The organism is Streptomyces sp. NBRC 110035 (genome assembly GCF_000829695.1).
GTDB lineage: Bacteria > Actinomycetota > Actinomycetes > Streptomycetales > Streptomycetaceae > Streptomyces.
This window is the reverse complement of sequence record NZ_BBNN01000049.1, coordinates 1-24,954: the sequence shown is the minus strand read 5'-3', so window position 1 is coordinate 24,954 and position 24,954 is coordinate 1. Positions and strand designations below refer to the sequence as shown.

The following is a 24,954-nucleotide window of genomic DNA, read 5'->3' as shown; positions in this document are numbered from 1 at the left end:
CTCATTCGGTGGTTCGGGGCGACGAGACCGTCCGCGCCGTGTCGTCCGCGCCGTCGTGCCACAGCAGACGGCGGGCGGTCGTCGTGTCGGTGACGACCGAGGTGAGCAGGCCGGACTTCAGGACTGCGCGGATCGCCTCGGCGCTCCGCGCACCGCCCGAGACGCCGATCAGCTCGGGCACGGCACGGAGTTCGGCGGCGCTCACGCAGATCATGCGGGCGTTCAGCTCCGTGTGGATCACCTCGCCGGACGCGTCGAGGACATGGCCGGCCACATCGGCGCACGCGCCGGACGCCCGGTACGTCTCGCGTTCCGCGTCGCCCAGGGCGTCGTACATCGTCGACAGGCCGGCGCCCCACGCGCCGATGCCGACGACGGCCCGGGTGATGCGGCCGAAGCGGTGCGCCGTTCCGGCGACGGCCGGCTGGCTCCTGAGGACCGTCGCGGTCGCGGCGTCCGGCAGGACGAAGGGGATGTGGAGGGGGAAGGCGGGGCCGCCACCGGCCGCGGCGGTACGGCGCACCGCCGCAACCGCGGGATCGCGGGCGAGGTCCGGTCCGTGCACTCCGGTCAGCTGGACGACGTCGCACGGCGGCAGCCGGTTGACCGCCTCACTGAGCGCGTCCACCTCGGGGCTGCCGTCCAGCCCGATGACGTCGCCCTCCTCGGCGGTCTCCGAGAGCAGTTGGGCCGCCGCCGTGCCGAGCCAGCGGCTGACCCGGTGCCGGCCCGCCGGGCGCGCCGTGCCGCCCTCCTCGCCCTCGCCGTCCGTCAGGTTGACCACAACGGCGTGCCGGAGTCCGAACCGCTCCGCCAGTGCCTGCCCGAGCGGGGCGTCGATCTCGGCCGGGACGGTGATGTCGATCCGTACGATGTCGTGGGCCACCGCCGCGTCGAGGAGGCGGGCCACCTTGAAGCGGCTGATGTCGAACTCCTTGGCGATCTCCACCTTCGACTGGTTGCCGAGGTAGAACCGCCGGGCGACGGAGGCGGCGAGGAGCCGGTCGAGCGGCGCGGAGGGGGCCTCCGGCTCGCAGGGCCCGACCGGGTCGTCGCGCCGGCCACCGCGAGGTTCGCTCGACCGTTCGTCCGGCCGCTCGTCTCTCTGCAGTCTCATCGGCCGGTCCGGTCGGGGCCGAGCAGGAAGTCGTAGAGCTCCCGGGCGGTGCGCTCCCGCTCGCCCCGCTCCACGGCGGCGTTCCACTTCCGGGTCAGGCGCCGGTGCTCCGCCCATGCCTCGCGGTTGCGTTCGAGGTCGCGCCGGTACGTGGTCAGTTCCATGGCGGCGAGATTCCACGAGTCCGGTCCGCAGACGGTGTCCTGTCGGATGCCGACCGCGCCCCGTTCGAGGGTGGTCGGGAAGTTGCTGCACACCAGGGGTCGATGGGCGTAGACACCGCAGCGGGCCTTGCCCGAGTCGATCTCCATCAGGAACACGCATCCGCCGGTCTCCGGCCTGCGCACGAGGTAGAGGTCGAGGGTCGGCCCCTCGGGGACCAGTTTGAATCCCGTGTCGTCCTTGAGCAGGGTGATGAACTCCTCGGGGTGCAGCGCGGTTCCGGCGGCGACCCTGCGCATGTCGGCGGCGGTGACGCCCACCTTGTACCTCCGGCAGCAGTCGCCCGTGCAGGTGGCGCATCCGGCGACATTGACTCCGCTTCCGTTCACGACGTCGCCTCCCCGGGCCAGGCCGTGCCCGCCTCGCGGGCGGCGTACGCCTCCAGGAGGTAGCGCTGGAAGTCGCGGATGCCGGGTTCGTCGTCGGCCGGCTTGGCGCCTTCGTACTCGGCGGCCAGGGCGTTCCACCGCTTGACGACCTCGAACCAGTGGTCGCGGTCCGCCGTCCAGTCGTTCCTGACCTCCGTCAGCAGCTTTTGGTCGAGGTCCTTCTCGGTCCACCGCCGGGGCCCGCCGGACGGCGTGGCACCGGACGTCGTGGCACCGGTCTGCCCGGCATCCGCCGCCGGGGCCGGGGCGGTGCCGTCTCCCAGACGGGCGGGGTACGCCCGGCACGAGACGGGAGCGAGGTCGCCGAGTCCGCAGCGGCCGAGGCCACCGGAGGTGCGCAGCAGGAAGACGCAGCCGTGCGAGCCGTTCGCGAGGCGGAGGTTCACCCGGCGCCGGCCGCCGTCCGTGACGATCCCGGTCGGATCGTCGGCGGCCGCGGGCGCGGTCTGTGTGACATGCCAGGGCTCCAGGGCGAGGGCCCGGGAGATGCGGGCGATGTCCGAGCCGGTGACGAAGCGCGCCCCGCGGGTACAGAGGTTCTCCGTCCGGGCAGCATGCCATTCGGCGCGTGTACGCGGCGCACCGCCAGTCGTCAACACGTCGCTCCTTTCATCAGGGCCTCGTCCCCCCGCGCGCGTGGCACGTACGCCGCCCGCGGTCAACGGCGTCGGACTTGGCCAGACCTTGTCGCCGGCCGGCCGGGCCGACCGGCAGCCGGATGAGGCAAACGGACCGGCCTCCAGGAGCAGACGCGGCGGAAGCGGGCGGCGCTGCGGAGGACCGACACCGACGGGGCCGCCGGTGTCACTCACCTCCAGCGGCTCCGGCACACGAAAGGCCAGTGCGTCCGCGGCCCCACGGCCCACCAGGACTCCCACCGAACCAAACCCCCAACGGGTTCTGCGCAGCGCCCGGAGCGACCGCGCCCCGGACCGTCGGCGCGCACCAAAGCGCTTCGCCCTCGGGGTAGTTCACTCGTGCCAGGTAATCAATACATGGCGAAGAGAAGACGCCAGAGGGACTCCAAGGGGGCGTTGTGGCGTGTGAGGTCACGCAGGCCGGTCCCCCGAACGGTGAGAAGCCGACATTTCCACCACATGCGCGGGCGTCCCGTGCCACGGCGGAAGGAGTGATTCACAAGAGGAGTGGCCCATTCGGCTCCCCCGACACCTCCGGCTCCACCCGACTCCCCTCCCCTCACCGGTGCTTCAGGGAGGCCTCATGCTGCGCGGCATCGGTGTGAGCTCGCACCAGTCCTCGTCCTGCGGCACCGACGGTCTGTCCTTCGTCTTCGTCAAGGCGGCGTGGCGCTTTCACCAGTGCACCCACGACCCCGTGGACACCAACGTCGCCGGTTTCCCCGACCGCGCCGCCCTGGAGGAGTGGGCTCCCGCTCACCGGCCGGCGCTTCGGCTCAGCGGTCGGTGATGCGCATGTCGAACCAGGTCGTCTTGCCCCGGGGCAGGAGGTCGACGCCCCAGCGGTCGGCAAGGGCGTCGACGAGGAAGAGGCCACGTCCGCTGATGTCGAGTTCCTGGACCGGCATGAGGCAGGGCAGGCCGCGGGACGGGTCGCGGACCTCGACGCGGATCCAGCGGGGGCGACGGCGCAGCCGGAGGCCGAAGACCCGGGCGCCGGTGTGGCGCACCGCGTTGCCGACGAGCTCGGAGACGAGGAGGACCGCGTCCTCGGTGATCGCCGCCCCGAGGCCCCAGTGGCGCAGGACCACGACCTGGGTGAGCCGGCGGGCGGTGGCCGCGGACTCCGGGCGGGACGGCAGCGGGACCTCCGCCTGTGACGGATCGCCGAACAACTCCAGTACCTTCTGGGCGTGTTCATCCTCGACCGTCGGCGACCAGCGCGACGCGGTCGCACGTCCGCCTCCCCGCGGCTGTTCCCTGCCATCCAGCCCCGCCATGCCCCCATCATGGATGTCCGGCGGGGCGTCCGGGGTCGTTCCGGCGGAATGCGCCCCCCGCACGCCCCACCGCAGGGCAGCCCGGCGGCATATGCCCCTAGCACTTCGGAAGCGCCGACGGCCCACTCGGCCTGCGGAGACGGCTCGCTGCGCGGCAATCGACAGGCTCCCTCGACACGACAGGCTTAAGGGTGCGTTAAGGCTCCCATAAACCACCCCATCGAGGGACCCGGATCAGACGTCACGTCAATTACAAGCCTCCGCAGGGGGGTTCACAGGAATCTTGCCTTGCCGGGGCCGTCCTCCACGAAGCTGCGCACCCCCCGCTCGCGGTCCTCGGTGGCGAACAGGCCCGCGAACCAGTTGCGTTCGACGGTGAGGCCGGTGTCGATGTCGGTCTCCAGACCGGTGTCGACCGCCTCCTTGGCCGCGCGCAGGGCGATCGCGGGGCCCTTCGCGAGTTTCGCGGCCCACGCGTGCGCCTGCTCGTAGACCTCGGCGGCGGGCACCACCCGGTCCACCAGACCCAGCGCCAACGCCTCGTCGGCCTTCACCTGACGGCCCGTGAAGATGAGGTCCTTGGCCCTGGACGGGCCGATGAGGCGGGCCAGGCGCTGGGTGCCGCCGGCCCCCGGGATCAGTCCGAGCAGGATCTCGGGCTGGCCCAGCCTGGCGTTCTCCCCCGCGATGCGGAAGTCCGCGCAGAGCGCGAGTTCGCAGCCCCCGCCGAGCGCGTAGCCGGTCACCGCGGCCACCACCGGCTTGGGAATACGGGCCACTGCGGTGAAGGAGTCCTGCAGGGCGCGGGCGCGCAGGACCATCGCGGTGTGGTCCATCGCCTGCATCTCCTTGATGTCCGCGCCCGCCGCGAACACCTTCTCCCCTCCGTGGACCACCACGGCACGCACGTCGTCGCGACGCGTGATCTCCTCTGCGAGCTCCTTCAGCCGGTCCTGCGTGGCGACGTCCAGCGCGTTCATGGGCGGGCGGTCCAGGCGCAGCGTGCCGACGCCCTCGGCGACTTCGAGATGTACGGTCATGGCAGCAGGTTAACGGCGGCTAACGGCAACCGGCCCGGTGCGGTCGATCACACCCGGCCAGGGGCCCGGAGGCTTCCGGCAGACACGGCACGGCGACCGATGCCGACGGCCCCGGTGCCGCACCCCGCACCGGGACCGCTCGCGCGTTACGCCAGGCTGTCCCGCCATGCCCGGTGCAGGTCCGCGAAGCGGCCTGTGCCCGCGACGAGTTCGGCCGGGGGACCGTCCTCCACGATGCGGCCGTGTTCCATCACCAGGACGCGGTCCGCGATCTCCACGGTGGACAGACGGTGGGCGATGACGACCGCCGTACGGCCCTTCAGCACCGTCGTCATCGCGCGCTGCACCGCGCGCTCGCCGGGGATGTCCAGTGAGCTGGTCGCCTCGTCCAGGATCAGTACGGCGGGATCGGCCAGCAACGCCCTTGCGAAGGCCACGAGTTGGCGCTGGCCGGCCGAGATGCGGCCGCCGCGTTTGCGTACGTCGGTGTCGTAGCCGTCCGGGAGGGAGGTGATGAAGTCGTGCGCGCCGATCTCCTTCGCCGCCTGCTCGATCTCCGCGCGGCCGGCCTCCGGGCGGCCGAGGGCGATGTTGTCGGCGACCGTGCCGGAGAACAGGAACGCCTCCTGCGTCACCATGACCACCCCGCGCCGCAGCTCGGGCCCCGGCAGGTCGCGCAGGTCGACGCCGTCGAGCAGGACCCGGCCGTCGGTGGGGTCGTAGAAGCGGGCGAGCAGCTTGGCCAGTGTCGACTTGCCGGCGCCGGTCGAGCCCACCACGGCGACGGTCTGCCCGGCGGGGAGGGTGAGGTCGAAGCGGGGCAGCACCTCGCCGCCGGTGCGGTACGCGAAGCGGACCCCGTCGAAGACGACCTCGCGGCCGGGGTGCTCCGACCGCAGTTCCGGCAGCTCACGGGGCGCCGCCGGCTCCGGGACGGACGGGACCTGCGCCAGCAGACCGGCGATCTTCTCCAGCGAGGCCGCCGCCGACTGGTACGCGTTCAGGAACATGCCCAGCCGGTCGATCGGGTCGTACAGCCGCCGCAGGTACAGCACCGCCGCCGCCAGCACACCGAGCGCGAGTGTCCCCTCCGCCACCCGGTGGGCGCCCCACAGGACGGCCAGCGCGACCGTGGTGTTGGCGGTCACCCGGGAGCCGACCACATAGCGGGCCATCTCGAGGAGCGCGTCGCCGTTGGTCCGCTCGTGCCGCCGGTTCAGCTCCCGGAACGCGGCGTCGTTGGCGGACTCGCGGCGGAAGGCGCGCACCGGGCGGATGCCGTTCATCGTCTCGACGAACTTCACGATCACCGCGGCGATCGCCGTGGACCGCTGCCGGTACACCTCGGAGACCCGCCGCCGGTACGACCGTATGAGTGCGTACAGCGGGACGAAGGACGCCACCGCCACCGCGCCGAGTCCGAGGTCAAGCCAGAGCAGCAGCACCGAGATGTAGACGCAGGACACGATGACCGTCACCAGCTCCTGCAGGCCCTCCTCCAGCAGTTCCCGCAGCGACTCGACGTCCGTGGTGGAGCGGGAGATGAGCCGGCCCGAGGTGTAGCGCTCGTGGAAGTCGACGCTGAGTACCTGCGCGTGCCGGAAGATGCGGCCGCGCAGATCCAGCAGCACGTCCTGGCTGACCCGGGCGGCGGTGGCGATGAACGCGTACTGCAGCACGCCGCCCGACGCCGCGCACAGCAGATAGCCCACCGCCACCGCGATCAGCGGCCCGTGGTCGGCGGACCGGAACGCGGGTACGCCCCGGTCGATCGCGTACGCCACCAGCAGCGGGCCCGCCTGCACCGCCGCCTGCTGGAGCAGCAGCAGAAGCGCCGTCAGGGCGACCCTGCCGGGCATCGGTGCCAGCAGGGAGCGCAGCAGGACGCCGCTGGCTCCCGGTGGGGTTGGCAGGACGTCCCGGTCGAAGGGGTCACCGGCCGCCGGGGCCGGCGGTGCGTCGTTCTTGTCGTTCTTGTCGCTCTTGTCACGGACGGGCGTGGTGGGGGCCGCCGTCATCGCTGCTCCTCCTTCTGTCCCACCGGGTCGCCGGCCATCAGGTGGGCGTACTCGGCGTTGGTGCGCAGCAGTTCGTGGTGGGTGCCGACCGCCGTGATCCGGCCGCCGGAGAGCAGGGCGACGCGGTCGGCCAGCAGGACCGTGGACGGACGGTGCGCCACGATCAGGGCCGTGGTGTCCGCGAGCACCCGGCGCAGGGCCGCCTCGACCGCGGCCTCCGTGTGCACGTCGAGCGCGGACAGCGGGTCGTCCAGTACCAGGAAGTCGGGCTGCCCGACCACCGCGCGGGCCAGCGCGAGACGCTGCCGCTGCCCGCCGGACAGGCTCAGCCCCTGCTCGCCGACCTGGGTGTCGGTGCCCTGCGGCAGCGCGTGCACGAAGTCGGCCTGTGCCACGCCCAGCGCCCGCTCCAGCTCGTCCTTCCCGGCGGCGGCCCCGGCGCCCATCAGCACGTTCTCCCCCACCGCGGCCGAGAACAGGGTCGGCTCCTCGAACGCGACGGAGACCCTGCACCGCAGCTCCTCGCGGGACAGCGCGGTGATGTCCGTGCCGTCGAGGGTGATCCGCCCCGAGGTCGCCTCGTGCAGCCGGGGGACCAGGGCGGTGAGCGTGGTCTTGCCGCTGCCGGTCGCGCCGACCAGGGCCATCGACTCGCCGGGACGGATGTGCAGGTCGACCCGGTCCAGGACGGGCGGGGACCCGGAAGGGGCGTCGGGGTAGCGGAAGGTGACGTCGTGGAAGCGCAGCCCGTCGTCGCCCGCGGAGGCGGCCGGCGTCCGTGCGCCGTGGGGACCCGGCTCCTCCTCCTCGGTGTCCATCACCTCGAAGTACCGCTCGGTCGCGGTCGCCGCCTCCTGGCTCATCGCCAGCAGGAAGCCGATCGAGTCCACGGGCCAGCGCAGCGCCAGGGCCGTCGACAGGAACGCCACCAGGGTGCCCGCGGACAGGTCCCCGTCGGCCACCCGCATGGTCCCCAGCACCAGGGTCGTGCCGATGGCCAGCTCCGGGAGCGTCACGATGACGCTCATGATGGCGCCGAGCAGCCGGGCCTTGCGCAGCTCCGTCCCGCGCAGATCCTCGGACAGCTTCCGGAACACCCGGGCCTGGCTGCGGTGCCGTCCGAACCCCTTGATGACACGGATGCCGAGCACGCTCTCCTCGACGACCGTCGTCAGATCGCCGACCTGGTCCTGTCCGAGCCGCGACGCCCTGGAGTACCGCTTCTCGAAGATCAGGCAGGTGACCACCACCGGCACGGCGGGAATCAGGACGACCAGTCCAAGAGCCCAGTCCTGGATCAGCATGATGATCACACCGACGAGGATCGTCACCCCGTTGACCAGGAGAAACGTCAGTGGGAAGGCCAGGAACATGCGCACCAGCATCAGATCCGTGGTCCCCCGGGACAGCAACTGCCCCGACGGCCACCGGTCGTGGAACGCCACCGGCAGCCGCTGCAGGCGCCGGTACAGGCCCGCCCGCATTCCCGCCTCGACCCCCGCCAGCGGACGCGCCACCAGCCACCGCCGGAGCCCGAACAGCAGTGCCTCCGCGAGCCCGAGCAGCAGCAGGTACAGCGCGCCGAGCCACACACCCGCCGGATCCCGGTCGGCGATCGGGCCGTCCACCATCCACTTCAGGACCAGCGGGATGACCAGGCCGATGCACGAGGCGAGGATCGCGATGACGGCGGCGGTCAGCAGCCGCGCCCGCACGGGCCGCACGTACGGCCACAGACGCAGCAACGTACGAACCGTGGAGGACGCTTCGCGCGTTTCGAGGGGTGGGGGCGGGGGTGGGAGTGTGGTGGCCATCAGCAGCGAGCCTACGGATCGTCACTGACCCTGCCCACCGAGTTTTGGCCGGACCACGCTCGGCCTTCGGACCTACGACCTGCGGCTCGGGCCGGCCGTACCCGGAGAACGCGGAAGTCGTATCACTCCATCAGCCGATCGGCTGACGCCTCCCCAGCGGGACGGCCGATGTGCGAGCACCCCTCCCACCGGAAGGCTTGGTGCCATGCCCCTCATCGAAGTCACCGATCTGCGCACGTCCTACGGGGGCCGGCCCGTCGTGCACGGCCTCTCCTTCGCCGTCGAGGAGGGCGAGATCTTCGGCATCCTCGGCCCCAACGGCGCCGGCAAGACGACCACCGTCGAATGCGTCGAGGGCCTGCGCGTCCCCGACGCCGGCCGGGTCCGCGTCACCGGCCTCCACCCGATCGCCGACCACGAGCGGGTCGCCCGGGTTCTCGGCGTCCAGCTCCAGCGGAGTGAACTCCAGGCCAAGCTCACCGTCCGCGAGGCCCTCGAACTGTACGCCGCGTTCTACCCGCACCCCGCCGGCTGGCGGCCCCTGGCCGAACGCCTCGGGCTCGCTCCGCACCTGGACAGCCGCTTCGGCGAACTCTCCGGCGGGGGGCCGTACACCCTGCTCGCGGCCGGTACCGTGCTCTCGCTGTCGGCCGCCGATGCCATCGGCATGACCGACGGTGAGCGGTGGGCGGGTGGCGCGCTGGCCGTCGTGGCCCTCCTCCTGCAGCTGGCCCGGGGCCGGGCGGAACGCAGGCGCCCCGGACCGACCGCGGAGAGCGCCTGCTACTACCGTCCGCTGGGCCCTCGGGTCCGTGCTCACCTGGATGAACCCGCTGTTCGCCTTCTACGCGGCCATCGGCTGCTTCGGTATCGCCCACCAGCTCCCGAGGCCTCTGGTCAGGGCGGGTCTGCCGGCCACCGCGGTGACCCTGGCGGGCTCGCAGTCGGGCGGGCTGCCTCCGGGAGACGGGCCGGGCTGGGCGCTGTTCGGCGCGGTCCTCCTGGTCAACGGTCCGCCGGTGTCCCTCTTCGCCCACTTCGGCGACCTGACGGACCGGTGTCCGGCCGGGGGTGCGGCACGTCACCCGACCACGCGCAGCAGCAGCACCGTCCGTCCCTCGACCGTGATCGTCGTGTCCGCGAGGTGGGGCGTGGCCGGCGGGGACCCCTGGTCCTCCCGGCCGGTGTCGACGAGGACCTCGTAGCGCTCGGCCCACGGCGGACCCGGGAGGCGGACGTCCGCCGGTTCGTCGCCGGCGTGGAGGACGGCGAGGAAGCTGTCGTCGAGGACGCGCTCACCGCGCTCGTCCCGGTCCGGGATGTCCCGGCCGGAGAGGTACATGCCGAGGGCGGCGGTGGGCGCGTACCAGTCCTCCTCGGTCATCTCCGTGCCCCGCGCGGTGAACCAGGCCAGGTCGCGCAGGCCGTCGGCACTGTGCGCGTGTCCGGAGTAGAAGGTGCGGCGGCGCAGCACCGGATGGCGGCGGCGCAGGGCGATCAGCCTGGACGTGAGGTCGAACAGGGCCTGCCAGCCCGGTCGGCCCAGCAGCTCCCAGTCCACCCAGCCGGTCTCGTTGTCCTGGCAGTAGGCGTTGTTGTTGCCGCGCTGGGTGCGCCCCATCTCGTCACCCGCGACCAGCATCGGCACACCCGTCGAGAGCAGCAGGGTGGCCAGCAGGTTGCGCAGCTGTCGCCGGCGCAGGGCCAGGATGCCCGGGTCGTCGGTCTCGCCCTCGGCGCCGCAGTTCCAGGAGCGGTTGTCGTCGGTGCCGTCCCGGTTGCCCTCGCCGTTGGCCTCGTTGTGCTTGTGTTCGTACGACACGAGGTCACGCAGGGTGAACCCGTCGTGTGCGGTGACGAAGTTGACCGAGGCGTACGGGCGCCGCCCGCCCCAGTCGTACAGGTCGCTCGAACCGGAGAGCCGGTAGCCGATCTCCCGCAGGTCCGCGGCGCCGGGCCGCCAGAAGTCCCGTACGGCGTCGCGGTACCGGTCGTTCCACTCCGACCACAGCGGCGGGAACGCCCCCACCCGGTAGCCGCCGGGGCCCACGTCCCACGGCTCGGCGATCAGCTTCACCCCGCGCAGCACCGGATCCTGGGCGATCGCCGAGAGGAACGGGACGCGCATGTCGACGTCGTCCCCGTCCGCGGTGCGGGCCAGTGCCGCCGCCAGGTCGAAGCGGAAGCCGTCGACGCCCATCTCGGTCACCCAGTAGCGCAGCGAGTCCGTGATCAGGCGCAGTACGTGCGGCTGGACGACGTCCAGGGTGTTGCCGCAGCCGGTGTAGTCGGCGTACCGGCGGGCATCGGCCCGGAGCCGGTAGTGGCCGCGGTTGTCGATGCCCTTCAGGGACAGGGTGGGGCCCAGTTCGTTCGCCTCGGCGGTGTGGTTGTAGACCACGTCGAGGACGACCTCGATGCCCGCCGCGTGCAGCGCGCGCACCATCCGCTTGAACTCGCCGACCTGCTGTCCGCCCGTCCCGAAGGCCGCGTAGCCGGCGTGCGGGGCGAACCAGCCGACGGAGTTGTAGCCCCAGTGGTTGCGCAGCCCCCGCCTCAGGAGATGGTCCTCGTGCGCGAACTGGTGCACCGGCAGCAGCTCCACGGCCGTCACCCCGAGCCGCACCAGATGGTCGATCGCGACAGGATGGGCCAGCCCCGCGTACGTGCCGCGCAGTTCCCCGGGGATGCCCGGGTGCCGCTGCGTGAACCCCTTGACGTGCAGCTCGTACAGGACCGTGTCCGCCCACGGCGTCCCGGGCCGGCGGTCGTCGGACCAGTCGTCGTCGTCGTGGACGACGACCCCCTTCGGCACGTACGGAGCGGAGTCCCGGTCGTCGCGCACGGTGTCCGCGACCTGTTGGTCCGGCCAGTCCCGGACATGCCCGTACACCTGGGGCGGCAGGCCGGACGTGCCGTAGTCGCCGTCCACCGCGCGGGCGTACGGGTCGAGCAGCAGTTTCGCCGGGTTCCAGCGGGCACCGGTCCACGGGTCCCAGCGGCCGTGCACCCGGTAGCCGTAGCGCGTGCCGGGCAGGACGCCCGGCACGAAGCCGTGCCAGACCCCGTCCGTCAGCTCGGTGAGCCGGGCGCGGCTCTCCCCGCCGTGCCCGTCGAACAGGCACAGCTCGACGCCTTCGGCGCCCTGTGCCCACAGCGCGAAGCCGGTCCCCGCCGCCCCGTCCGGACCGGTCCGAAAACGGGCGCCCAACGGGGCCGGCGGGCCGGGCCGCACGGGCACCGTCACCGGCGGCGGCGCGATTGCCCGTACGCCGTTCACGGCGACGGCCGGGCGCCCGTCGCCGGTGGCCCGGGCCCCGGGCGCCGCCTCCCGCCCGGCGACCGCCTCCTGCTCGGCTGCGCTGGACACCTGTCAGCCTCCCGCGGCTCGTCATGGGACGACGGCGGGCAGGGGAGTGCGGCCGCCCAGTCCCCTGGGCGTTCCTCGGCTCCGGCCGCGGCTCCCCGGCGTGTCGTCCTCCCCTCAGTTCTGCCCAGAGCGTGCCGTGCACTCACGTTCCCCCGGGGAACGTCGGGGTGCGCCCCGGTGTTTCCCGGGGCGCACCCTCGCGTCGCCCCCGGAGCGGGGGCGCGCACGCATGTCCCTGCGGGGCGCTGGGGCCCGTCCCTGCGGGGTGCGGGGGCGGGGCCGGGCGAAGACGGGTGCTTCCCCCGGGGGGAGGCACGGTCGTTTCCCCACGGCGCACACCGTCGTTGGGTAGCGCGTGAGCCACGTACAAGGGCGCGCACTGCGCGCGAGGGCCGCACTGGCCGCCGTAGTGACATGGGCAGGACTGCTGGTCGGGGCCGTCGGCTGTACCTCGGACGGCCCCGTCGCGGGTGCGTTCGGCCCCCCGGGACCCGAGGAGGTGATCCGGGTCGTGCCCGCCGACGCCGGCAAGGAGGTGCGCCCCGGCCAGGTGCTGCGGGTGCGGGCGTCCGAGGGCCGGCTGGAGTCGGTCAGGGTCGTCCGGTCCCAGGACGCACGGGAGTCCCCGGTCCCCGGCCGGATCTCCGCCGACGGGCGGAGCTGGAAGCCCGACGACGAACGGCTGGCGCTGGCCGCGAAGTACACGGTCGACGCCGTCGCCCTGGACGACGACGGGCGCCGCTCGGCCCGTCACACCACCTTCACCACGTACGTCCCCGAGCAGCGCTTCATCGGCTATGTCGCCCCGGACGACCGTTCCGTCGTCGGCACGGGGATGATCGTCTCCCTGGCGTTCAACCGCGAGATCGCCGACCGCGCGGCGGTCGAACGCGCCGTCCGCGTCACCTCCCGTCCGGCCGTCGACGTCCGCCCGCACTGGTTCGGCAGGGAACGCCTCGACTTCCGCCCCGAGAAGTACTGGAAGCCCGGCACCGAGGTAACCGTCGAACTGGACCTGCGGGACGTCGAGGGCGCGCCCGGTGTCTACGGGCTCCAGCACCGCACGTTCTCGTTCACCGTCGGGCGCGGTCAGGTCTCGGTGGTCGACGCGTCCCGGCACACGATGGAGGTGCGCCGGGACGGCGAGGTGCTCGCCACCGTGCCGGTCACGGCCGGGGCGCCCAAGACCCCCACGTACAACGGGAAGATGGTGATCACCGAGATGCTCGAGGTCACCCGGATGGACAGCCGCACGGTCGGCTTCGGCGGCGAGTACGACATCCCCGACGTCCCGCACGCCATCCGCCTGACCGACTCCGGCACCTTCCTGCACGGCAACTACTGGGCCGAGAACGACGTCTTCGGGGACACCAACGTCAGCCACGGGTGCATCGGTCTGCGGGATGTGAAGGGCGGCGGGGCGAGCACTCCCGCGGGCTGGTTCTTCGACCGCAGCCTCGTCGGCGACGTCGTCGAGGTGGTCAACAGCAAGGACCGGACGGTCGCCCCGGACAACGGCCTCGGCGGCTGGAACATGAGCTGGGAGAAGTGGACGAAGGGCAGCGCCGTGAAGTGACCCCCGACGCAACCCCGGCACGGCCTCGGCGTGGCCCTGACGTGGCCCCTGAGTGACGCGCTGGGGCCACACCCTTTGCGCGGACGGTCGAAAGGGCGCTCCGGTTGTGCGCCTCAGGGGGTGAAAGTTGGAACGGAACGGTGACACACCAGCCGCGTCCAACCCTCCTGGCCTGTGGTTACTATGCGCCGAAGCGCGCGGGAGGCGTGCGGGGGCGCGGGCCGGGCCAGGCCCGCCGAGGGGAGAAACAAGTGAACGTGGGGCCGATATCGGGGGCGTCGGTCGACGCGCGCGGGCGCGGCGGCGGGAAGCTCGCCGCGCTGGCACTCGGGGTGATGCTGGCGGTCACCGCCTGCGGCGGCGGGGGTACCGGCTCGGGCGCCGGGTCCGGCTCGCGGGACGACAGTCCCAAGGACTCCACCGCGGCGGTGAGCAAGCAGCCCGAGGCGGTCATCGGCATAGCCCCCGAGGACGGCGCCGAGTCGGTGAAGACCAGCGGAGCACTCAAGGTCGACGCGGCCGAGGGCAGACTGACCGAGGTCGTCGTCAAGAACCCGGACGGCGAGAGGGTCGACGGGGAGATATCCGGCGACGGCGCCCGCTGGACGCCGTCGACCCACCTGGCCGCCTCCACCAAGTACACCGTGCACGCGGTCGCCGAGGACTCCGCCGGCCGCACCGCCGCCGAGGACTCCAGTTTCACCACGCTGACCCCCGAGAACACCTTCGTCGGGACCTTCACCCCCGAGGACGGCTCCAAGGTCGGCGTCGGAATGCCGTTCTCGCTCCGCTTCACCCGGGGCATCACCAACCCCGAGGACGTCGAGAAGGCCATCACCGTCAGGACCGAGCCGGCCGTCGAGGTCGAGGGCCACTGGTTCGGCAACGACCGCCTCGACTTCCGGCCCGAGAAGTACTGGAAGGCCGGCACCGAGGTCACCGTCTACCTCAACCTCGACGGCGTCGAGGGCCGCCCCGGCGTCTACGGCGAGCAGGCCAAGACCGTCTCCTTCACCATCGGCCGCAGCCAGGTCTCCGTCGTCGACGCCAAGAAGCTCACCATGAAGGTCGAGCGGGACGGCAAGGTCATCAAGACGATCCCGGTCACCACCGGTGCCCCCGGCACCGAGACCTGGAACGGCCGGATGGTCATCAGCGAGCGGCTCGCGGTCACCCGGATGAACGGCGAGACGGTCGGGTTCGGCGGCGAGTACGACATCAAGGACGTCCCGCACGCCATGCGCCTGAGCACGTCGGGGACCTTCATCCACGGCAACTACTGGGGCGGCGGCGCCTTCGGCAACTACAACGCCAGCCACGGCTGCATCGGCCTGCGCGACACCCGTGGCGGCTGGGACAGGAAGGCCCCGGGTTCCTGGTTCTTCGAGAACTCCATGATCGGTGACGTGGTCGTCGTGAAGAACTCCAACGACGCCACCATCGCCCCGGACAACGGCCTCAACGGCTGGAACATGTCCTGGGAGGAGTGGAAGGCGTAGCAGCGGGCCCCCGGCCGTCCCGCGCCCTCTGGCCGAAGCCTTCCCATGAAGAATTAAGGAAGGGCCGAAGTGCCTGGTGGCGGCCGGTGTGTGCGGACCGGCCGCCCCGGCGCGTCGCCTCCCGGACACCTCACGTTCGTCCGCTGCCCCTGGACTACGGCCAGCGCACGGCGAGAAAGAGGTGGCACGGTGAAGGACCCGCGAATCTCCGCGATCGGCAAGGGGCTGAGGCGTCGGGGGAGGCTGATGGCGCAGGCCGTCAGCCCGCCGCGCCGCCGCTTCGACGCGGTGCCGGCCCCCCGGCCCGGGGCGGCCCCGTACGCCGCCCCGCCCGCGCCACGTCTGGTGGAGTCCCCGGTGTTCGTGCTGTCCTCGGTGCGCTCCGGATCGACGCTGCTGCGCGTCCTGCTGAACAGCCACAGCCGTATACGCGCCCCGCACGAGATGCACCTGCGCACCCTGCACGTCCAGTTGTCCCGGTCCTTCAGCGTGGACGCCATGCGGGCCCTGCAGCTGGACCGGGAAGAACTCGAACACCTCCTGTGGGACCGGGTGCTGCACCTGGAACTGACCCGCAGCGGCAAGGACGTCATCGTCGACAAGACCCCGCCCAACACCCTCGTCTGGCCCCGGCTGCACCGATGCTGGCCCGGCGCCCGCCGCATCGTCCTGCTGCGCCACCCGGGAGCGGTCGTCGCCTCCCTGACCGCCCGCCGCACCGACCCGGACCACGCGGCCATCCGCGCCGAGGTCCTCGGCTACGCAGAGAAGCTGGAGGAGGCGCGGCACGCCCCCGACGCCCACGTGATCTCCTACGAGGAGCTCACCACCGCACCGGAGCGGGTGACCCGGGGCGTGTGCGACTACCTCGGCGTGCCCTGGGAGCCCGGCATGCTCGACTACGGCAGCAAGGACCACGGGGCCTTCCGCCCTCAGCTGGGCGACTGGTCCGACACCATCAGATCCGGCCGCATCCACACCGCCCGCCCGGCCGCCCCGGACACCGAACTCCCGCCCCGCCTGCGCGAACTGGCCCGCGCCTGGGGCTACACCGAGGGCACCTAGGCTCCTGAACCGGTAACGCGTCGGTGCTACGAGGCCGGTGATTCGAGGATCCGAGCGGCACGCCCGTGTCCCGGCCACACACGGGAAACATTCCGTTAATCGAACCCGAACTCCCGGACAACGGACGTTTTCCGGCCAAGTTCCTGACGCGCTCCTGACAGAAACCGCGGTCACCTGCCACTCTTCCCACGGTCCTCGCACGACAACCCCACAGCGCCACCGCACCGTCGTGTCCCGGCCGTCGCTCCCGCACAGCAGCACGTGGTACCGCGTACCGCCCTGTTCTGCCCGGCCTGCTCACCAGCCGGCCGGTCTCCCCTGGCCGCACAACCCGTGGCCACGCAGAAGGAGTCAGTGTTGAGAAGAAGGTCCTCCCACAGACGCACCCCCCACGCCGGCCCCCGTCCCACGCACCGCCGCACCGCGGCGGTCGCCCTCGCCGGGGTCGCCGCCCTGGTGGCCACGGCCGTGCAGGCCGGCAGTGCCACCGCCGCCCCGGACGCCACACCTGCGGCTCGGCCGAAGCCCGCCGCGGAGTCGGTACCGCTCACCCCCGCCCAGCGCGCCGAGCTGATCCGCGAGGCGAACGCCACCAAGGCGGACACCGCCGAGGACCTCGGTCTGGGCACGAAGGAGAAGCTCGTCGTCCGTGACGTCCTCAAGGACCGCGACGGCACCGTCCACGTCCGCTACGAGCGCACCTACGACGGCCTGCCCGTCCTCGGCGGCGACCTGGTCGCGCAGGGTGAGAGGCCCGGCGCGGCCGAGTCCGTCGTCAAGGCCACCCGTGCCGCGGTGGAGCCCGCCACTACCACGGCCACGGTGTCCACCGCCGAGGCGAAGCAGCAGGCGCTGTCCGCCGCGAAGGCCGAGGACGCCAAGAGCCCCGACGTGGACCGCGCCCCGCGCAAGGTGGTCTGGGCCGCGAGCGGCACCCCCACGGTGGCGTACGAGACGGTCGTCGGCGGACTCCAGCACGACGGCACCCCGCAGGAGCTGCACGTCGTCACCGACGCCACCACGGGCGAGAAGCTCTACGAGTGGCAGGCCATCCAGAACGCCACCGGTCACACCGTCTACAGCGGCACCGTCGAGCTGACGTCCACCCAGTCCGGGGCGGCCTACAACCTCACCGACGGCGCGCGCGGCGGGCACAGGACGTACAACCTCAACCGCGGCACCTCCGGCACCGGCACCCTGTTCTCCGGCTCCGACGACGTGTGGGGCAACGGCAGCCCGTCGAACCTGGAGTCGGCGGCCGCCGACGCCCACTACGGGGCCGCACTGACCTGGGACTACTACAAGAACGTGCACGGCCGCAGCGGCATCCGCGGGGACGGCGTGGGCGCCTACTCCCGGGTCCACTACGGCAACAACTACGTCAACGCCTTCTGGTCGGACAGCTGCTTCTGCATGACCTACGGCGACGGGTCGGGCAACGTCAACCCGCTGACCTCGATCGACGTCGCCGCGCACGAGATGACCCACGGTCTCACCTCGAACACCGCAGGCCTGATCTACAGCGGCGAGTCCGGTGGCCTCAACGAGGCGACCAGCGACATCTTCGGCGCGACCGTCGAGTTCCACGCGGCCAACTCCTCCGACGTCGGTGACTACCTCATCGGCGAGGAGATCGACATCAACGGCGACGGCACCCCGTTGCGCTACATGGACAGGCCGAGCCGGGACGGCGCGTCCAAGGACGCCTGGTACTCCGGGATCGGCTCGATCGACGTGCACTACTCCTCGGGCCCCGCGAACCACTTCTTCTACCTGCTGAGCGAGGGCAGCGGCACCAAGACCATCAACGGCGTCAGCTACGACTCGCCCACCTCGGACGGTCTGCCGGTCACCGGCATCGGCCGCGCCAAGGCGGAGAAGATCTGGTTCCGCGCGCTGACCACCAAGTTCACCTCGACCACCAACTACGCGGGCGCCCGCACCGGCACCCTCGCGGCCACCGGTGAGCTGTACGGCACGGACAGCGCCGAGTACAAGGCGGTGCAGGACGCCTGGGCCGGCATCAACGTCGGCGCACGTTCCGGGGACGGCGGTGGCGGTGGCACCACCTTCGAGAACACCACCGACGTGTCCATCCCGGACAACGGCGCGGCCGTCACCTCGTCGGTCACCGTGACCGGGCAGGCGGGCAACGCTCCCTCCAACCTCCGGGTACCGGTCGACATCGTGCACACCTGGCGCGGTGACCTCGTCGTCGACCTGCTGGCCCCGGACGGGACGGCGTACCGCCTCAAGAGCCGCAGCTCCGGCGACTCCGCGGACAACGTCAACGAGACCTACACGGTCAACGCCTCCTCCGAAACCGCCAACGGCACCTGGCAGCTGAGGGTGCAGGACCAGGCCGCCCGGGACACCGGCCACATCAACAGCTGGGGACTCACCTTCCCGTAGGCCGCCGCAGGCAGCACACGGAACGGGGCGCCGCCCCGGAGGTCCGGCCTCCGGGGCGGCGCCCCGCCGTCGACGGCTCCGGGCGCCGCCCTACTCTTGGGTCCCATGTCTTCGGCGGACTTCACCTACGACCACGTCGGCGCGACCCGTGAGCCGGGTTTCTGCCCTCCCGGATTCCATCCCCTGCACGTCCGCACCCGCCTCGGCGAGGGCGAGGCGGTCTTCCGCCAGGGCGCGGAGGCGGTCCTGTCCTGGGAACTGCACCGGGCCCTGGGGGTCGGGTTCGACACCGGCGCCGACCGTGCGTCGCCCGGCGTCGACGTCACCGTCACGCTCGCCGGAGTGGTCCGGGCGCCCTGCCGGGTGGTCTGGACGGTGGAGGAACACCGCAGAGCCGGCTGGGCGTACGGCACACTGCCCGGTCATCCGGAGTGCGGTGAGGAGGCCTTCGTCGTGGACCGCACCGGCGACGGGACGGTGTGGCTGACCGTCTCGGCGTTCAGCAGGCCGGCCAGGTGGTACGCGCGGGCGGCCGGCCCGGCCGGCCGTGGCCTGCAGCAGGCCTGGGCCCGCCGCTGCGGCACGGTGCTGCGCCGCCTCGCGACGAAGGGCCTCGGGGAGTCCTGAGGACTCCCCGAGGCCCTTCGTCCCCATCCGTTCACTCGCTGCGCCTCACCTCATCAGCAGCCCCGCCGCCCCCAGGACCTCCTCCGAGGGGACCGCGACCAGGCCCATCTCCGTGCCCTGCGCCAGCAGCCGGTGGCTGGGCAGGACACGGACCGTGTAGCCGAACGGTCCGGTGCGGTCCAGGGCGAGCGGGCCCTCGTACACCCAGCGGCCCTCCAGGTCGGCGGCGCCCACCGGCTTCAGCGGCACGGGGGTCGCGTCGGCGATGCGGTCCTCCTCGTCCACCCGCCCGGAGACGGCCTGGACCTCGACGTCGTCCGGGCCGAGGTCGCCGAGGCCCACGCGCACCCGCAGCCCGAGCGTGGTGCCGAGTTCCGCGGTGCCCGGTGTCTCCGACGTCTCGACGTGGTCGACGCTCACCCCGTGCCAGGCGGCGCGCACCCGGGTCTTCCACCGGGCGAGGTCCCGCGCGGCGTCCGGATCCATCGCGCGGTGGCTGCCGGCGGCGGGCGCGTACAGGCGCTCGACGTACTCGCGGACCATGCGGCCGGCCAGCACCTTCGGGCCGAGCAGGCTCAGGGTGCGCCGGACCATCTCCAGCCACCGGTCCGGCAGTCCGCTCTCACCCCGCTCGTAGAAGCGCGGGGTGATCCGCTGCTCCAGCAGGTCGTAGAGCGCGGCGGCCTCTACGGCGTCGCGCCGGTCCGGGTCGTCCCCCACCGCCGAAAGCGTGGAGGTGCCCCCGTCCACCCCGTCCGCGGTGGGGATGGCCCAGCCGAAGTCGGGCTGGAACCACTCGTCCCACCAGCCGTCCAGCACCGAGAGGTTGAGACAGCCGTTGAGCGCGGCCTTCATGCCGCTGGTGCCGCACGCCTCCAGCGGACGCAGGGGGTTGTTCAGCCAGATGTCGCAGCCCGGGTAGAGCTTCTGCGCCATCGCCATGCCGTAGTCGGGCAGGAACACGATCCGGTGCCGGACGCGCGGGTCGTCGGCGAACCGGACCAGCTCCTGGATGAGCCGCTTGCCGCCCTCGTCCGCCGGGTGCGCCTTGCCCGCGACCACGATCTGCACCGGCCGCTCGGGGTGCAGCAGCAGGTTCGTCAGCCGGCCCTGGTCCTGCAGCATCAGCGTCAGCCGCTTGTACGAGGGGACCCGCCGGGCGAACCCGATGGTCAGCACGTCCGGGTCGAGCACCCGGTCGATCCAGCCCAGCTCCGCCGTCCCGGCGCCGCGCTGCCGCCAGGAGGCGCGCAGCCGCTCCCGCACCTCCATCACCAGCAGGGCGCGCAGGGACCGGCGCAGCTCCCAGATGTCCTCGTCCGGGATGTCGGCGACCGAGTCCCAGCGGTCCGATCCGCCGACGGCCAGCGCCTCCTCGGCCCGCTCTGCGCCGATCTGCCGGGCGCCGAGCCGGAACACCTCGGGGGCGACCCAGGTGGGCGCGTGCACCCCGTTGGTGACGGAGGTGATGGGCACCTCCTCGGGGTCGAACCCGGGCCACAGCCCGGCGAACATCCCGCGGCTGACGCTGCCGTGCAGCAGGGACACGCCGTTGGCGCGCTGGGCGAGGCGCAGGCCCATCACGGCCATGTTGAACAGGCCGGGCTCGCCGCCGGGGTACGTCTCCCTGCCGAGCCCGATGACACGGTCGACGTCGATGCCCGGCAGTTCGGTGTCGGGGCCGAAGTGGCGGGCGACCAGATCGCGGTCGAAGCGGTCGATGCCGGCCGGTACGGGGGTGTGCGTGGTGAACACGGTCCCGGCCCGGACGGCCTCCAGGGCGGCGTCGAACTCCAGCCCCTCGGAGCCCAGTTCGGCGATGCGCTCCAGACCGAGGAAACCGGCGTGGCCCTCGTTGGTGTGGAACACCTCGGGCGGTGCGTGCCCGGTGAGCCCGCAGTACGCGCGCACCGCCCGGACTCCTCCTATGCCGAGCAGCATCTCCTGGAGCAGCCGGTGCTCGCTGCCGCCGCCGTAGAGCCGGTCGGTGACGCCGCGGGCGCCGGGGTCGTTCTCCTCGACGTCGGAGTCGAGCAGGAGCAGCGGGACCCTGCCCACCTGGGCCAGCCAGATCCGGGCGCGCAGCGACCGGCCGCCGGGCAGGGCGAGGCTCACCAGGGCGTGCCTGCCGTCGGGTTCCTCGAGCTGGACGAGGGGCAGCTCGTGGGGGTCGAGGACGGGGTAGTGCTCCTGCTGCCAGCCGTCCCGGGACAGGGTCTGGCGGAAGTAGCCGTGCCGGTAGAGCAGGCCGACGCCGATCAGCGGGACGCCGAGGTCGCTGGCGGCCTTGAGGTGGTCGCCGGCGAGGATGCCGAGCCCGCCGGAGTACTGCGGCAGGGCGGCCGTGATGCCGAACTCCGGAGAGAAGTAGGCGATGGAGGCGGGCAGTTGGTCGCTCCGCGGCCGGGTGCCGGACTGGGTCTGGTACCAGCGGTCGCCGGTCATGTACGTGTGCAGGTCGTCCGCGGCCGCGTCGAGGCGGTCCAGGAACGCGCGGTCGCCGGCCAGCTCGGCGAGCCGCTCGGGCCCCACGCCGCCCAGCAGCCGTACGGGGTCGCGGCCGCAGGCGGCCCAGCGTTCGGGGTCGACGGACCGGAAGAGGTCGCCGGTCGGAGTGTGCCAGGACCAGCGCAGATTGCGGGCCAGGTCACTGAGGGGCCGGAGGGGGTCGGGGAGAACGGGTCGGACGGTGAATCGACGGATCGCCTTCAAATTCCACCTCGGCGCGAGTCGCGGTGCGGAGGGACGGCAGTGTGCGTCCGGTCGTCCCGCACGACACTACCGGCGGAAACGGTATCCACGGCGGAAGTCGGACAACCCCGTACCGGCACACCCCCGCCCAAACGATTCGCCACGCGGCGGACACGGCCGGTTCCCCACCCGTGGGCGTCCCGGCGGGGCTTCGTTCCGCACGGGACGCCGCCACGGTGGCGCGCCGGCCCGCGGGGCCGTGCGCCGGGTCGAGGAGGGGGACCCGGGCGTGGCACGGACGCGCACGCGGCGTCCGCGCCGGGCGGGAGCCACGACGGCGACCACGGCAGCGCCTCCCGTGCGCCGCGACGGTTTCGGCCGCGGCCCCGCCCGCGCACGCCGCGCCCGCGGGGCGGATGCCCGGCGCGCCCGAGCACCCGGCTCCGTGGCCGGCAGCCGCCCGGTGACGCCGCGGGAGGGGCCGCGGCCCGCTCGGTGGGGACGGGGATCCGGCCGCGCCACGGGGCGGGACCCGGTCACCCGTACGACACGGTGCTGAACGGCCCTGCCGGCCGGGCTGTACTCGCCGGCGGGGGCCGGACGGGCGATCACGGTGGACCCGACCGGCCGGGAGGACAAGAAACCGGCCTTTTCGCACCACGGCCCGGCCGTGGTTCTGTTCGCCTCCCGGGGCGCCGCCGGGTCGGCGTCCGCCGCGGGCGACACCGGGCGGGTCGCCGCCCCGGGTACGTCGACGGCGTTCCCGCACGCGGCGGGCGCGACGGCACCGCGTCTCGCCGGGCACCGGCGGGCGACTCCGGCGCAGGTGGCGAAAGCCCTGGTCGAGAGGGCGCCGACCGGGAAGGCCGGCGGTCGCGGCCCCGGGTCGCCGAACCGGCTGCCGCGGACGCCGGCGCCCTGGTGCGGCGTTCCCCGGCCCCGCGCCCCGACCGCCGACGGCGTCGGCCGGGAAACGGGCGACGGCGTGGGAGCGGGCCCGTCGAGGGCCGGCTCCGCCCTGCACGGCGAGGCCGGTCTTGTGTGTCGACATACGCGCGAGTAGTTAACAAAGTGCCGGATTGCTCACCCGAACAGGGTGGGAAGGCTCCTGCGGTACGCCCCTCAGGAGCACCGCCGTGCACCACGGGACACGACGGGGCATCACGGTACGTCACCCAGGACCACGCAGGACCACGCAGGACCCACCTCCCCACAGTCATCCGCCCACCCACGTTGACGCGGACAGGAGCGGTCATGCCCGCCAAGCACCCTTCGTCATCCCCTCCACCACAACCCGACACCGTGAGGACACCCTCGGCACCCGGTTCCGGGACACCGGCGCGGCCGGGCCCCGGAACGGCCTCGAAGCCCGGCCCGCCACGGCCGTCCGCGAAACGCGGTTCCGGAGCACCTCCGGTGCGGCCGGGCAGCGGGGGCGACACTCCGTCGCCCCCACCGGCACCGGCACCGGCACCCGCACCCGCGCCCGCACCCGCACCCGCACCCGCACCCGCACCCGGGCCGTCCTCCCCCGGCTCCCCCCGTCCCGTCACCTCCGTGGGCCGTATCCCCGTCCTCGACGTCCGGCCGAAGGTCCTCGAGGGGCGCCGGCCGGCGAAGGCGGTCGTCGGGGAGTCGTTCGAGGTGTCGGCGACCGTGTTCCGTGAGGGGCACGACGCGGTGGCCGCCCATGTCGTCCTGACCGACCCCGAGGGCCGGCCGGGCCCGTTCACGCCGATGCGTGAACGGGCGCCGGGCACCGACCGGTGGGGGGCGACCGTCACCGCGGGGCGGACGGGGCACTGGACGTACACCGTGGAGGCCTGGAGCGATCCGGTCACCACCTGGCGGCACCACGCGCGGATCAAGATTCCGGCGGGCATGGACACCGACCTGGTGCTGGAGGAGGGCGCCCGGCTGTACGAGAGGGCGGCGGCCGGGGTCCCGGAACCGGACCGCCGGACCGTGCTCCTGGCGGCCGTGGACGCGCTGCGCGACGAGCGGCGTCCGGCGTCGTCCCGGCTGGCGGCGGGGCTGACGCCGGAGGTGGACGCGGTGCTGGCCCGCCACCCGCTGCGGGACCTGGTCACCAGCAGCGACCCGATGCCGCTGCTGGTGGAGCGCGAGCGTGCCCTGTTCGGGTCCTGGTACGAGTTCTTCCCCCGCTCCGAGGGCACCGCGGACGAACCGCACGGCACCTTCCGCACCGCCGCCCGCCGACTGCCCGCCATCGCCGCGATGGGCTTCGACGTCGTCTACCTCCCCCCGATCCACCCCATCGGCACCACCTTCCGCAAGGGCCCCGACAACACCCTGGACGCCGGCCCCGACGACGTCGGCGTCCCCTGGGCCATCGGCTCCCCCGAGGGCGGCCACGACACCGTCCACCCCCGGCTGGGCACCCTCGAGGACTTCACCTGGTTCGTCGGCCGGGCGGCCCACCACGGACTGGAGATCGCCCTGGACCTCGCCCTCCAGTGCTCCCCCGACCACCCCTGGGTCCACCAGCACCCCCAGTGGTTCCACCACCGCCCCGACCACACCATCGCGTACGCCGAGAACCCGCCCAAGAAGTACCAGGACATCTACCCGCTCGCCTTCGACGCGGACATGGACGGCCTGATCACCGAGACCTGCCGCATCCTGCGGCACTGGATGGCAACGGGGGTACGGATCTTCCGCGTCGACAACCCGCACACCAAACCGGTGGTCTTCTGGGAACGCGTCATCGCCGACGTCAACCGCACCGACCCCGACATCATCTTCCTGGCCGAGGCCTTCACCCGCCCCGCGATGATGCACACCCTGGCCGCCGTCGGCTTCCAGCAGTCCTACACCTACTTCACCTGGCGCACCACCAAACAGGAACTGACCGAGTACCTCACCGAACTCTCCGGGGACGCCGCCTCCTCCATGCGGCCCAACCTCTTCACCAACACCCCCGACATCCTGCACGCCTACCTCCAGCACGGCGGCCGGCCCGCCTTCGAGGCCCGCGCCGTCCTCGCCGCCACCCTCTCCCCCACCTGGGGCATCTACAGCGGCTACGAACTCTGCGAGAACACCCCCCTGCGCGACGGCAGCGAGGAGTACCTCCACTCGGAGAAGTACCAGCTCACACCCCGCGACTGGGACACCGCCGAGCGCACCGGCCGCACCATCGCCCCCCTCATCACCCGCCTCAACACCATCCGGC

16 protein-coding genes and 2 pseudogenes are annotated in these 24,954 nt (G+C 72.7%); 9 read left to right on the top strand and 9 right to left on the bottom strand.

Features of this window, described 5'->3' with window-relative positions; all coding sequences use genetic code 11:
• Window position 1: 1 nt before the first annotated feature.
• Genes TU30_RS29670 through TU30_RS29660 form a run of 3 tightly spaced genes read right to left on the bottom strand, consistent with a single transcriptional unit; the run spans window position 2 to window position 2,327 of the window.
• Window positions 2–1,117: a sugar-binding transcriptional regulator gene (locus tag TU30_RS29670; RefSeq protein WP_052479960.1), complete on the bottom strand. Its 1,116-nt coding sequence runs from the start codon at window positions 1,115–1,117 to the stop codon at window positions 2–4.
• On the bottom strand, window positions 1,114–1,668 hold the full coding sequence (locus TU30_RS29665) for a YkgJ family cysteine cluster protein (protein ID WP_158719391.1): 555 nt from the start codon (window positions 1,666–1,668) through the stop codon (window positions 1,114–1,116). Before TU30_RS29665 ends, TU30_RS29670 begins: the two co-directional genes overlap by 4 nt.
• Window positions 1,665–2,327, bottom strand: a complete 663-nt coding sequence (locus TU30_RS29660; RefSeq protein WP_370626735.1) for a hypothetical protein — start codon at window positions 2,325–2,327, stop codon at window positions 1,665–1,667. Before TU30_RS29660 ends, TU30_RS29665 begins: the two co-directional genes overlap by 4 nt.
• 622 nt (window positions 2,328–2,949) lie before the next feature.
• On the opposite strand from TU30_RS29660, the pseudogene TU30_RS38450 reads away from it, so the two are divergent.
• Window positions 2,950–3,030: pseudogene (locus TU30_RS38450) on the top strand (muramidase); the annotation flags it as partial.
• Between the two features lie 112 nt (window positions 3,031–3,142).
• Here TU30_RS38450 and TU30_RS29650 read toward each other — a convergent pair.
• The 4 genes from TU30_RS29650 to TU30_RS29635 all read right to left on the bottom strand — a co-directional run bounded on the left by TU30_RS29650 (window position 3,143) and on the right by TU30_RS29635 (window position 8,518).
• Window positions 3,143–3,646, bottom strand: a complete 504-nt coding sequence (locus tag TU30_RS29650) for an ATP-binding protein (RefSeq protein WP_042175941.1) — start codon at window positions 3,644–3,646, stop codon at window positions 3,143–3,145.
• A 272-nt stretch (window positions 3,647–3,918) separates the two neighbouring features.
• Complete coding sequence (locus TU30_RS29645) at window positions 3,919–4,686, bottom strand: enoyl-CoA hydratase/isomerase family protein (protein WP_042175939.1); 768 nt, start codon at window positions 4,684–4,686, stop codon at window positions 3,919–3,921.
• 146 nt (window positions 4,687–4,832) lie between these two features.
• Entirely contained in the window at window positions 4,833–6,704 is a 1,872-nt protein-coding gene (locus TU30_RS29640) for an ABC transporter ATP-binding protein (protein ID WP_042175936.1), read from the bottom strand.
• The gene (locus TU30_RS29635; protein WP_042175933.1) at window positions 6,701–8,518 is read right to left on the bottom strand and encodes an ABC transporter ATP-binding protein; all 1,818 of its coding nucleotides are present in this window, start codon (window positions 8,516–8,518) and stop codon (window positions 6,701–6,703) included. The genes TU30_RS29640 and TU30_RS29635 overlap by 4 nt, the downstream gene beginning before the upstream one ends.
• Window positions 8,519–8,723: 205 nt before the next feature.
• Here TU30_RS29635 and TU30_RS34885 point away from each other — a divergent pair.
• Window positions 8,724–9,146 (top strand): annotated as a pseudogene (locus TU30_RS34885) (ATP-binding cassette domain-containing protein); the annotation flags it as partial.
• 453 nt (window positions 9,147–9,599) lie between these two features.
• Here the strand turns inward: TU30_RS34885 and glgX are convergent.
• Window positions 9,600–11,888, bottom strand: a complete 2,289-nt coding sequence (gene glgX, locus TU30_RS29625) for a glycogen debranching protein GlgX (protein WP_042175931.1) — start codon at window positions 11,886–11,888, stop codon at window positions 9,600–9,602.
• 355 nt (window positions 11,889–12,243) lie between these two features.
• On the opposite strand from glgX, the gene TU30_RS29620 reads away from it, so the two are divergent.
• The 5 genes from TU30_RS29620 to TU30_RS29600 all read left to right on the top strand — a co-directional run bounded on the left by TU30_RS29620 (window position 12,244) and on the right by TU30_RS29600 (window position 19,067).
• Window positions 12,244–13,464, top strand: coding sequence for an Ig-like domain-containing protein (locus TU30_RS29620; RefSeq protein WP_042175928.1), 1,221 nt, complete (start codon window positions 12,244–12,246; stop codon window positions 13,462–13,464).
• A gap of 251 nt (window positions 13,465–13,715) precedes the next feature.
• A complete protein-coding gene (locus TU30_RS29615) occupies window positions 13,716–14,963 on the top strand; it encodes an Ig-like domain-containing protein (RefSeq protein WP_176726307.1) in 1,248 nt (415 codons plus the stop codon).
• Window positions 14,964–15,152: 189 nt separating this feature from the next.
• A complete protein-coding gene (locus TU30_RS29610; protein ID WP_052479958.1) occupies window positions 15,153–16,028 on the top strand; it encodes a sulfotransferase in 876 nt (291 codons plus the stop codon).
• A 357-nt stretch (window positions 16,029–16,385) separates the two neighbouring features.
• Complete coding sequence (locus TU30_RS29605) at window positions 16,386–18,440, top strand: M4 family metallopeptidase (protein ID WP_042175924.1); 2,055 nt, start codon at window positions 16,386–16,388, stop codon at window positions 18,438–18,440.
• A gap of 105 nt (window positions 18,441–18,545) precedes the next feature.
• A complete protein-coding gene (locus TU30_RS29600; protein ID WP_042175922.1) occupies window positions 18,546–19,067 on the top strand; it encodes a DUF1990 domain-containing protein in 522 nt (173 codons plus the stop codon).
• A 45-nt stretch (window positions 19,068–19,112) separates the two neighbouring features.
• Here TU30_RS29600 and TU30_RS29595 read toward each other — a convergent pair whose 3' ends face one another.
• Window positions 19,113–21,779 (bottom strand): glycosyltransferase family 1 protein, encoded by a 2,667-nt coding sequence (locus TU30_RS29595; protein ID WP_042175919.1) that lies wholly within the window; start codon window positions 21,777–21,779, stop codon window positions 19,113–19,115.
• 544 nt (window positions 21,780–22,323) lie between these two features.
• On the opposite strand from TU30_RS29595, the gene TU30_RS38445 reads away from it, so the two are divergent.
• Together TU30_RS38445 and TU30_RS29585 are read left to right on the top strand one after the other, a co-directional pair.
• Window positions 22,324–22,821, top strand: a complete 498-nt coding sequence (locus TU30_RS38445; RefSeq protein WP_360730891.1) for a S8 family serine peptidase — start codon at window positions 22,324–22,326, stop codon at window positions 22,819–22,821.
• Between the two features lie 191 nt (window positions 22,822–23,012).
• A partial coding sequence (locus TU30_RS29585) for an alpha-1,4-glucan--maltose-1-phosphate maltosyltransferase (RefSeq protein ID WP_234308026.1) occupies window positions 23,013–24,954 on the top strand: 1,942 nt, incomplete at its 3' end.

Excerpts from the sequence above, each read along its gene's own strand:
- TU30_RS29670 (WP_052479960.1), bottom strand. The coding sequence starts at position 1,117 with ATGAGACTGCAGAGAGACGAGCGGCCGGACGAACGGTCGAGCGAACCT.
- TU30_RS29640 (WP_042175936.1), bottom strand. The coding sequence starts at position 6,704 with ATGACGGCGGCCCCCACCACGCCCGTCCGTGACAAGAGCGACAAGAAC.
- TU30_RS29645 (WP_042175939.1), bottom strand. The coding sequence starts at position 4,686 with ATGACCGTACATCTCGAAGTCGCCGAGGGCGTCGGCACGCTGCGCCTG.
- TU30_RS29635 (WP_042175933.1), bottom strand. The coding sequence starts at position 8,518 with ATGGCCACCACACTCCCACCCCCGCCCCCACCCCTCGAAACGCGCGAA.
- TU30_RS29650 (WP_042175941.1), bottom strand. The coding sequence starts at position 3,646 with ATGGCGGGGCTGGATGGCAGGGAACAGCCGCGGGGAGGCGGACGTGCG.
- TU30_RS29600 (WP_042175922.1), top strand. The coding sequence starts at position 18,546 with ATGTCTTCGGCGGACTTCACCTACGACCACGTCGGCGCGACCCGTGAG.